Genomic DNA, 8996 nt, shown 5'->3' on the forward strand with positions numbered 1-8996 from the left:
CGAGCCGCTCCGGCGGCTCCTGCCGTGGCCAGAGGCGTCGCGGCTCTCGGCGCTCGCCCCCGAGCGGCTCGAGGTGCCGAGCGGCAGCCGGGTGCGCATCGAGTACCCGCCCGTCGAGGACGGGGGAACAGACGACGGCGGGAGGCCGGTTGTCGCGGTCAAGCTCCAGGAGTGCTTCGGCTGGGCCGAGACGCCGCGTCTCGTGGACGGCCGCGTGCCCGTGCTGTTCCACCTGCTCTCGCCGGCCGGGCGGCCGCTCGCCGTCACGGACGATCTCGCGTCCTTCTGGTCGGGGCCATACGCCCAGGTCCGGGCCGAGATGCGGGGGCGATACCCCAAGCACCCGTGGCCCGAGGACCCGTGGGCCGCGGTCGCGACGGCGAAGACGAAGCGGAGGATGGGCTGAGCGGTCCCGGGTCAGGACCGTGACCTGGTCACTGATTGCGGCGGCGTCAATATTGGCGCCGGGTGGGAATCGACGGCCAAGCTCAATCCCGATTCACACCTGGATCGGGTGCCCGAGCGCAGTGAGAAAGCGCGTGATGGCGTCCTCGGCCGTGGGCACGGTGCCGAAGACCTCGCGCTGCCGCGTGGTGTCTGCCACGTAGCGTCCCGACCCGAACCACTCCGTCATGGCGTTCATATCCCGTGCCATCGGCATGACGCCGCCCAGAAGGCGCCCGGCCGCGCTGATGACGCCGCCGGGAATGGACCGGACGCCGATCGGCCGCCCGAGGAGCCGGCTTGAGATGGCTGCGATGTCCCGGAGGCTCACGGGCCGGTCCCAGCCGATGTCGATCCGCGCACCCGGGGCGACGTCGACGTCGACGGCCGCCGCGAGGAACGCGGCCACATCGGCCGTGAGCACGAAGGTCATCGGGACGCCGGACGCCCCGAACCAGGAGAGTCGTCCCTTCTCGAACGGATCGCCGCCGAACCGCGCGAGCTGATCGAGGAAGGCACCGGGGCGCAGCGCGACGAACGGCACGCCCTGCTCCTCGAGCCGATCCTCCATGAGCTTCTTGTTCCAGAAGTGGGGGACGTGGGGTGTCTGGTCGCACGTGAGGATGCTCGTGAGGACGAACCGGCGCACTCCGGCGCGGGCCGCCGCGTCGGCCAAGTTCCGGTTCCCGACGACGTCGATCTCGGCGGTGTCGCCCTTCCTGTGACGCGTGTAGCCGGCCGCGGTGGTGACGACCGCGTCGACGCCGTCGAGCGCTCGATCGAGGGAGCCGGGGTCCATGAGATCGCCCCGGACGACTTTGGCCCCTCGAGCCTCGAGCCCGGAGCCGTCCGACGCCGGTCTCACGAGCGCGCGGACGGCTTTCCCGCGGGATTGCAGCGCGCCCACCACCTGGCCCCCGAGCCATCCCGTTCCGCCGACCGCCAGTACTGGGCCTTCGCTCATGGCTCCTCCTTTACTTGAAGGATCACTCTTCGAACCGGTACCCCCGCCCGGCCTCTGTGAGGAGGTGCCGCGGATGGGCGGGGTCACTCTCAAGCTTGCGCCTCAGCTGCGCCATGTACACGCGCAGGTACTGCGTTTCTTCGCCGTACGCCGGTCCCCACACGGTCTGGAGGAGTTGCCGCTGCGTCACGAGCTTGCCGCGGTTGGCCACGAGCATCTGCAGGACGCCCCATTCGCGTGGTGTGAGGTGCACGCGCTCGCCGTCACGCGTCACGGTTGCTGCGCCGAGGTCCACGAGGAGATCGCCCGTGTCGATCACGCCGCCTGGGGAGGCGTGCGCGGAGCGGCGTTCCACGGCGCGCAGCCGCGCGAGCAGCTCGTCGAGGCCGAACGGCTTGGTCACGTAATCGTCGGCGCCGGCGTCGAGCGCCTCGACCTTGTCCGTCGAGCCGTGCCGCGCCGACAGGACGACGATCGGCATGTCCGACCAGCCGCGGATGCCACGGATCACCTCGGAGCCGTCCATGTCGGGGAGCCCGAGGTCGAGCACAAGGATGTCGGGCGGCTTCGAGGCGGCGAGGTGCAGCGCCTCGGCGCCGTTGGCCGCGACGGCCACGGCGTACCCCTCTGCCCGCAGGTTGATCTGCAACGCGCGCAGCAGTTGGGGCTCGTCGTCGACCACGAGAACGCGCTTCATGAAAGGGACTCCCTACTCTCGCGGCCCAGCGTACAGCGGCATCCGGAGGGCGGACTCCCGGGCTTGGGCTGCGTCCTGCGACGGCCCGCCCGGTCGGGGTACGATCTGTGCGAGGTCTCGACCTGGGGCGCTGGCTGAGAAGAAGAGGTTGAATGGGGTAGGCGATGCGAACTGTCCTGACACTGCGGGTGTCTCCGTGGCGTCGTGAGGCCCTTCGCACGTCGCTGTGGTTCGTACCGTCTTTGCTCCTGATCGCCATCATCGGGCTCTTCGCGGCCACCTATGCGCTCGATCTACACGTCTACGACGCTGGAATCACCCTGCCGGCGTGGATTCAGCTGGAGAGCGCGGATGGCGCCCGAACGCTGTTGTCCGGCCTTGCGGCCGGCGTCATCACGGTCCTCGGTGTGGTGTTCTCGGTGACCATCGTTGCGCTGACGCTTGCATCGCAGCAGTTCGGGCCGCGGATGCTCCGCAACTTCGTTCGCGACCTCGGCACCCAGCTCACACTCGGCGCCTTCGTCGCAACGTTCGTCTATTCGATCCTCACGCTTGGCAGTATCGGTGGCGGAAGCCGTTCTGTGACGTTCGTGCCACAGATCTCAGTCACGGTCGCGCTGGCCCTGGTCTTCGTCAACGTGTTGATGTTGATCTACTTCATCCACCACATCACCCTGCTGATCCAGCTGCCAGCGGTGATCTCCTCGATCGCGTCCACGCTGGCGACGGCCATCGACCTGCAGTTCCCGGCGCGTGGGCGGTCCCGTGCCGAGAATCTGGGCACTGGACGTACGCTCACCGAACTCCTCGCGCGCCTCGACGCCGAAGGCGCCGAGGTCGTCGCCACGACGAGCGGCTATCTCCAGTACGTCGGCCACGCGCGTCTGGTCGAGATCGTGGAACGACACGGCGCAGTCGTGCAACTGATCTATCGGCCCGGCCACTTCATCACCCGTGGTCTGCCGCTGGCGCGGGTCTGGCCACCGTCAGCGGCCGACGCTGTCCTGCCCGCGCTGGCACGGGCCCACATTACTGGACCGCACCGCACTATCGAGCAGGACGCGGTCTTCGCCATCGACCAGCTCGTCGAGATCGCGATCCGTGCCCTCTCGCCGGCGGTCAACGATACGTTCACCGCACTCACGTGCATCGACTGGCTCGCAGACGGGCTGTGCACCATTTCCGAGCGCGAACTGCCGGATGGCCTCCACCGCGACCGGGCGGGGGCGATCAGAGTCATCGAGCTGGCGCCGAGTTACGAACGCATGGTTAATCGGGCGTACGACAAGGTCCGCCAGGCCGGTGTCGGCATGACGGCCGTGTCCATGCGACTCCTCGAAGGTCTCGCTCGGGTCGTGGCTTACGCACAGGACGACACACAGCGCGCCATCCTGTATCGACAGGCCGACATGATCATGCGCGGCTGCGACTCCACCATCGCCGACCCAGAAGACCTCGAAGCCATACGCGGCCGCTATCGCGACGCGCGTGACGGCCGGAGCGCAAAGCCTTATCCGGCTCCGCCGGCGTGAAGAAATGGCTCGGCACTCTCGACCTTCACGCTATCCCTCGAGGGTCTAACCGACGTGGACCCAGGGCCGCTGGGTGACGTCGGGAACGGCTTGCCGGAGTACCTCCCGGGTGACGGGGGCGATTTCCCCTTCGCCGAAGAACACGAAACGCATCAGGTTCAGCACCGGATTGCCCTCGGTCCAGCGGAAGTAGACGTGCGGCATCGTTCCGGTTGTGTCACGGATGTGCAGGAGGACCGAGGCGATCGTGTTGGGGACCACGGGGCCGTGAACTTCGAGGACTCGGTAGCCGTGGCGGGTGATCCCCTTCACGTCGAGGGCGGTTTCGAAGTCCGACGAGTCATCGATGACGACCTCGAGGAAGATGACGTCTTCGTCCGGCGCAAGGTGGCTCGCTTCGCTCACGGACTGGAGCTTGTCGAGGTAGGCCGCCCCCGTGATCTCCTGTGGCTCGTGCGCGACGACGTGGATAGGCCCCGCATCGGCCTCGGAGATGAACTCGAGCGCCTTCTCATCAAGCTGAATGCTGGTCGCGTGCAGTTCGAAGGACCGTTTGGCCCGAGAGACGAGCGAGATGACGATGATGGCCGCTATGAAGATGGCCGCAATCTGGAGGCCCTCCGGACGTTCGACCATGTTCGTGAGCGTCGTATAGATAAAGACCGCGGCGATGATCCCGAAGCCGACCGTGAGCCCGCGCTGGCCCTGTCGCCGAGCCGAGAGCGTGACAGCCACTGCGGCCGAGGTCATCAGGACCAGGACACCGGTCGCATAGGCGCCGCTCTGGGCATCGACACTCGCTGCGAAGATGAGGGTGACAAGGAACCCGACACCGGTGAACACGAGCACAAGCGGCCGCGTCGCCTTCGTCCACTGGGGGGCCATGCCGTAGCGCGGCAGGTAGCGGGGCACGAGGTTCAGCAGGCCTGCCATGGCCGAGGCACCCGCGAACCAGAGGATGGCGATCGTGCTCAGGTCGTAGGCGCTGCCGAAAACAACGCCCAAGTACTCGTGGGCCTGGAGAGCGAGTGCGCGCCCGTCGGCCGGGCCGCCCGGCTGGAAGTCCTGCTCGGGGACGAGCACCACAGTGGTGAAGCTCGTCGTGACGAGGAAAGTGCTCATGATGACGGCGGCGGCCGTCAGCAACCGCTTCGTGCCCCTGATACGGCCAGCGGGGTCCTCCTCCGTGTCGCTCGAATCGCCGCGGATCTGCGGCATGACGGCCACGCCGGTCTCGAAACCCGACATGCCGAGGGCGAGCTTGGGAAAGACCAAGAAGGCAACGGCGAACATGAGGATCGGATTTCCCTGCGATGTGAGCATCGCCTGCCACCAGTCGTTCACCTGGATCGGGTGGGCAAACGCCTCGGCGAGGGTGGCGACGACGAGGACTGCGTTGAGAGCCAGGTAGATTCCGACCAACACGACGGCAACGCCGATCGCCTCCCTGAACCCGCGCAGGAACACGGCGCCCAGTAGGGCGAGCAGGAACAGGGTGACGGCGAGGTTCTGACCCTGGAGCCAGCCGGGCAAGAGCGGGTTCGCGATCAAATGCGCTGCGGCGTCTGCTGCGGACAGGGTCATGGTGATCACGAAGTCCGTGGCGGCGAAGCCGATCAGGGCAAGCACGAAGAACTTGCCGCCCCAGCGCGGAAGCAGGCGTTCGAGCATCGCAATCGAACCCGAGCCGCTGTGGCTCTCGACCGAAACCCTCCGGTATACGGGGAGCGCGCCGAGCAACATCACGGCCACCAGCAAGACGGTGGCCAGTGGCGAGAGCGCACCGGCCGCGACGACGGCGATCGCCGGCGCGTAGCCGAGCGACGAGAACAGATCCACGCCAGTCAGGCACATCACCCTCCACCAGGAGTGCTTCTTCTCGTCGCCACGCGGTACGGCGTGGGGGCCCTGATGGAGTGCCTGGGTCTGACGCAGGTCGTGCAGGAGCCAGGCCCTGAAGGAACCAGTGGTTGTGTTCTTCCCCGACGCCGGGTGCGCGGGTGGCTGGCTCAAGGCTGTCATCAGAGACCTTCCGGATGTCGTCATCCTGATATTCCCAGTCGAGGCGACAGTAGCACCGGCGCGGACGGTGCTTGCGCAAAGATCTTGCAAGGAATGAGGCATAGGGCGCTAGGAAAGAATCAAGACCCCCTTACGTGCACAAACCCGGCGTTTGACTGATTCCACAGGCCGCAGGGAGCGGCCGTGGAAGGGGTATGTCATGGCCGATGTGGCCGTCGTGGCGATCTTTCTTGTGCTCGCGGGCCTCGTGATGTGGTGCACGTCCGCCCTCGCGAAGCTGGTGGACGGGAAGTGAGCGCCGCCGTTCTCGCGTGGACGGCCCTGGGCCTCCTCGCTCTCGTCCTCTGTGTCTACCTCGTGGACCAGCTGTTCCGCCCGGGAGGCAAGTGAGCCATGCAGTTCAGCTTCCTCTCCTTCATCACTCAGATGGCCATCTTGATCCTGGCCCTCGGCGCGGTGCAGCGTCCTTTGGGCGCCTACCTCGCCAGGGTCGCGGACGGTGAACGCCATCTGCGCTACGAGCGCTGGATCTACAAGGCCGCCGGCGTGGGAGCCGACAGCTCCCAGACATGGAAGGCCTACGCCCGAAGCATGGTCGCCCTTTCCGTCGCGGGCGTTCTAGTCCTCTTCGTCGCTCAGCGCCTCCAGCCGCTGCTGTCGGGTGGGCAGATCGACGGGGTCGATCCGTGGGTGGCTATGAACACGGCCATCTCGTTTATCACCAACACGAACTGGCAGGCGTACACACCCGAGTCGACCGTGGGTTTCGTGATCCAGATGGCCTTCCTTGCGGTACAGAACTTCGTCTCCGCGGCGATCGGCATCGCGGTCGTCTTCGCGCTCATCCGCGGCTTCGCCCGGAAGGGCACGGACTCGCTCGGCAACTTCTGGGTCGACATGACGCGGATCATCTTCCGCGTGCTCCTGCCGCTCGCGGCGATCGCCGCAGCAGTTCTCATCGTCGCCGGCATCGTCCAGAACTTCTGGTCGACGGACGTCCACAACGCGCTGACCGGCGCGTCGCAGACGATCCCCGGCGGCCCGGTCGCGAGCCAAGAGGCCATCAAGATCATGGGGACCAACGGCGGCGGCTACTTCAATGCCAACTCAGCCCATCCCTTTGAGAACCCGAACGCGTTCACGAACATCTTCGAGGTCTTCCTCCTCTTGATGATCCCTTTCGCCCTGCCCTACACGTTCGGCCGCATGGTCGGCAGCCGCAAGCAGGGCTACACGATCCTCACGGTCATGGCCGCGCTGTGGCTCATCACCACAAGCCTCATGGCGTGGGCCATCGCGGCAGCACCCGATCTGGGCGAGGGCCTCGAGCAACGGCTCGGGCCCGCGGCGAGCGGCATCTTCGCGACGGCTACCACCCTCACGTCAACAGGCGCCGTCGACGCCGCGCACGATTCGCTCCCGCCCCTCGCGGGGGGCATGGCGATGTTCGACATGATGCTCGGCGAAATCGCCCCTGGCGGCGTGGGGTCTGGCCTGTACGGCATGCTCGTGCTCGCCATCGTCGCGGTGTTCCTCGGCGGCCTCATGGTGGGCCGCACGCCCGAGTATCTCGGCAAGAAGATCCAGGCCCGGCACATGACGCTCGCGGCGCTCTACCTCCTCGTGACCCCGGTCCTCGTGCTCGTGCTCACGGGGGCGGCCGTCCTGATCCCGGCCGTCGTCGCCCAAGCACCCGCGCAGGGACCGCACCAATTCAGTGAGCTGCTGTATGCGTTCACGTCCGCCGCGAACAACAACGGGTCGGCCTTCGCAGGCATCGCGTCGTCGGACCCGATCACGTCATCCCTGATTGACGTCGCGATGTTCCTCGGCAGGGTGCTGCCGATGGTCCTGGTCCTGGCCCTCGCGGGCTGCTTCGTCGCGCAGGACCCTGTCCCAGCGTCGCCCGGAACGCTCCCGACGTACGGGCCGCTCTTCGCGGGTCTCCTCGGCACCGTGACCATCCTCTTCACATCCCTGAACTACTTCCCGGCGCTCGCACTGGGACCGATTGCGGAAGGAACCTTCCGGTGACGACCACCCCCACACAGCAGGGCGCACCCTCACAGCCCAACCCGCCGTACGGCGCTCCGGGCCACGTGTCCGCGCCCCGCGTGACGGAGCTTTCCGGGCACGCCTACAAGCGCCGGAAAGCCTTCAACCGCAAGCTCATCCTGGACGCCATCCCGGAATCGTTCGTCAAGCTCGACCCGCGCCAGATGAGGCACTCGCCGGTCATGTTCACCGTGCTCATCGGCACGGTCGTCTCGGCCATCGCGTGTGCCGTGCAGATTGCCCAGTCGAGCCCTGACGTCGTCTTCAGCGTCGTCATCACCCTCTGGCTCCTCCTGACGGTCCTGTTCGCGAACTTCTCCGAGGCGCTCGCCGAGGGCCGCGGCAAGGCACAGGCGGAGAGCCTCCGCGCGGGCCGCCAGGGTCTCGTAGCCCGCCGGCTCAACGGTCCCCTCGAGGAGAGCGTCCCCGCCCCGGATCTCCGGAAGGGCGATCTCGTGGTCTGCGAGGCCGGAGACGTCATCCCGTCCGACGGCGAGATCGTGGATGGCCTCGCGATGGTCGACGAATCGGCGATCACGGGCGAGTCCGCTCCTGTGGTTCGGGAATCGGGTGGCGACCGCTCGGCCGTGACCGGTGGGACGAAGGTCATCTCCGACCGGGTCGTCGTGCGGATCACGGCCGACCCCGGGCAGACCTTCATCGACCGCATGATCGCGCTCGTCGAGGGCGCGGAGCGGCAGAAGACGCCGAACGAGATCGCCCTGCACGTGCTCCTCGTGGCCCTCACGATCGTGTTCCTCGCGGTCACGGTCGCGCTGGTGCCGTTCGCGAATCTGGCCGGCAGCATCCCCTCGCCCGTCGTGCTCGTAGCCCTGCTCGTCTGCCTCATCCCGACGACCATCGGCGCGCTCGTGCCCGCTATCGGCATCGCCGGCATGGACCGGCTCGTGCAGCACAATGTGCTCGCGACGAGCGGTCGGGCCGTCGAAACCGCCGGCGACATCACGACGCTCCTGCTGGACAAGACAGGCACGATCACGTTCGGCAACCGCCGCGCGGTCGACTTCCTCCCTGTCCCCGGAGTGTCCGAGGCCGAGTTCATTGAGGCCGCCCGGCTCTCGTCCCTGGCGGACGAGACGCCCGAGGGCCGCTCGATCGTGGACCTCGCCCTGGAAAACGGCTCGGACGGACCCGATCTCGCCGAGCTCACGCGGCTGCGCGGCGGCCACGTCACCGCGGTCCAGTTCACGGCCGTCACCCGCATGAGCGGCCTCGACGACGGCCGGCGCCTGTACCGCAAGGGCGCGGCGACCGCCGTCGG

Annotated in this window: 7 protein-coding genes; 4 read left to right on the plus strand and 3 right to left on the minus strand. The window is 67.4% G+C overall.

The features are described from left to right. Positions 1-406, plus strand: a 406-nt coding sequence (locus ACLN58_RS13275; protein ID WP_415855736.1) for an ATP-dependent helicase C-terminal domain-containing protein, incomplete at its 5' end; no start/stop codon positions are given. 93 nt (positions 407-499) lie between these two features. Here ACLN58_RS13275 and ACLN58_RS13280 read toward each other — a convergent pair. Together ACLN58_RS13280 and ACLN58_RS13285 are read right to left on the minus strand one after the other, a co-directional pair. Next, complete coding sequence (locus tag ACLN58_RS13280; protein WP_415855737.1) at positions 500-1408, minus strand: SDR family oxidoreductase; 909 nt, start codon at positions 1406-1408, stop codon at positions 500-502. Positions 1409-1430: 22 nt separating this feature from the next. Next, positions 1431-2105, minus strand: coding sequence for a response regulator (locus ACLN58_RS13285; RefSeq protein ID WP_415855738.1), 675 nt, complete (start codon positions 2103-2105; stop codon positions 1431-1433). 164 nt (positions 2106-2269) lie between these two features. Between ACLN58_RS13285 and ACLN58_RS13290 the strand changes: the two genes are divergently transcribed. Continuing rightward, positions 2270-3637, plus strand: a complete 1368-nt coding sequence (locus tag ACLN58_RS13290) for a DUF2254 domain-containing protein (RefSeq protein ID WP_415855739.1) — start codon at positions 2270-2272, stop codon at positions 3635-3637. A 45-nt stretch (positions 3638-3682) separates the two neighbouring features. Here ACLN58_RS13290 and ACLN58_RS13295 read toward each other — a convergent pair whose 3' ends face one another. After that, on the minus strand, positions 3683-5659 hold the full coding sequence (locus tag ACLN58_RS13295; protein ID WP_415855740.1) for an amino acid transporter: 1977 nt from the start codon (positions 5657-5659) through the stop codon (positions 3683-3685). Between the two features lie 393 nt (positions 5660-6052). Here ACLN58_RS13295 and kdpA point away from each other — a divergent pair, with 393 nt between their 5' ends. Then, a complete protein-coding gene (gene kdpA / locus ACLN58_RS13300; RefSeq protein WP_415855741.1) occupies positions 6053-7693 on the plus strand; it encodes a potassium-transporting ATPase subunit KdpA in 1641 nt (546 codons plus the stop codon). Continuing rightward, a partial coding sequence (locus tag ACLN58_RS13305) for an HAD-IC family P-type ATPase (protein WP_415855742.1) occupies positions 7690-8996 on the plus strand: 1307 nt, incomplete at its 3' end. The genes kdpA and ACLN58_RS13305, both read left to right, overlap by 4 nt.

It is taken from the genome of Sinomonas sp. G460-2, from assembly GCF_047759905.1.
GTDB lineage: Bacteria > Actinomycetota > Actinomycetes > Actinomycetales > Micrococcaceae > Sinomonas.

What these genes read in the sequence shown, in the direction of transcription:
- ACLN58_RS13280 (WP_415855737.1), bottom strand. Translation starts at nt 1,408, where the DNA reads ATGAGCGAAGGCCCAGTACTGGCGGTCGGCGGAACGGGATGGCTCGGG.
- ACLN58_RS13285 (WP_415855738.1), bottom strand. Translation starts at nt 2,105, where the DNA reads ATGAAGCGCGTTCTCGTGGTCGACGACGAGCCCCAACTGCTGCGCGCG.
- ACLN58_RS13290 (WP_415855739.1), top strand. Translation starts at nt 2,270, where the DNA reads ATGCGAACTGTCCTGACACTGCGGGTGTCTCCGTGGCGTCGTGAGGCC.
- ACLN58_RS13295 (WP_415855740.1), bottom strand. Translation starts at nt 5,659, where the DNA reads ATGACAGCCTTGAGCCAGCCACCCGCGCACCCGGCGTCGGGGAAGAAC.
- kdpA (WP_415855741.1), top strand. Translation starts at nt 6,053, where the DNA reads ATGCAGTTCAGCTTCCTCTCCTTCATCACTCAGATGGCCATCTTGATC.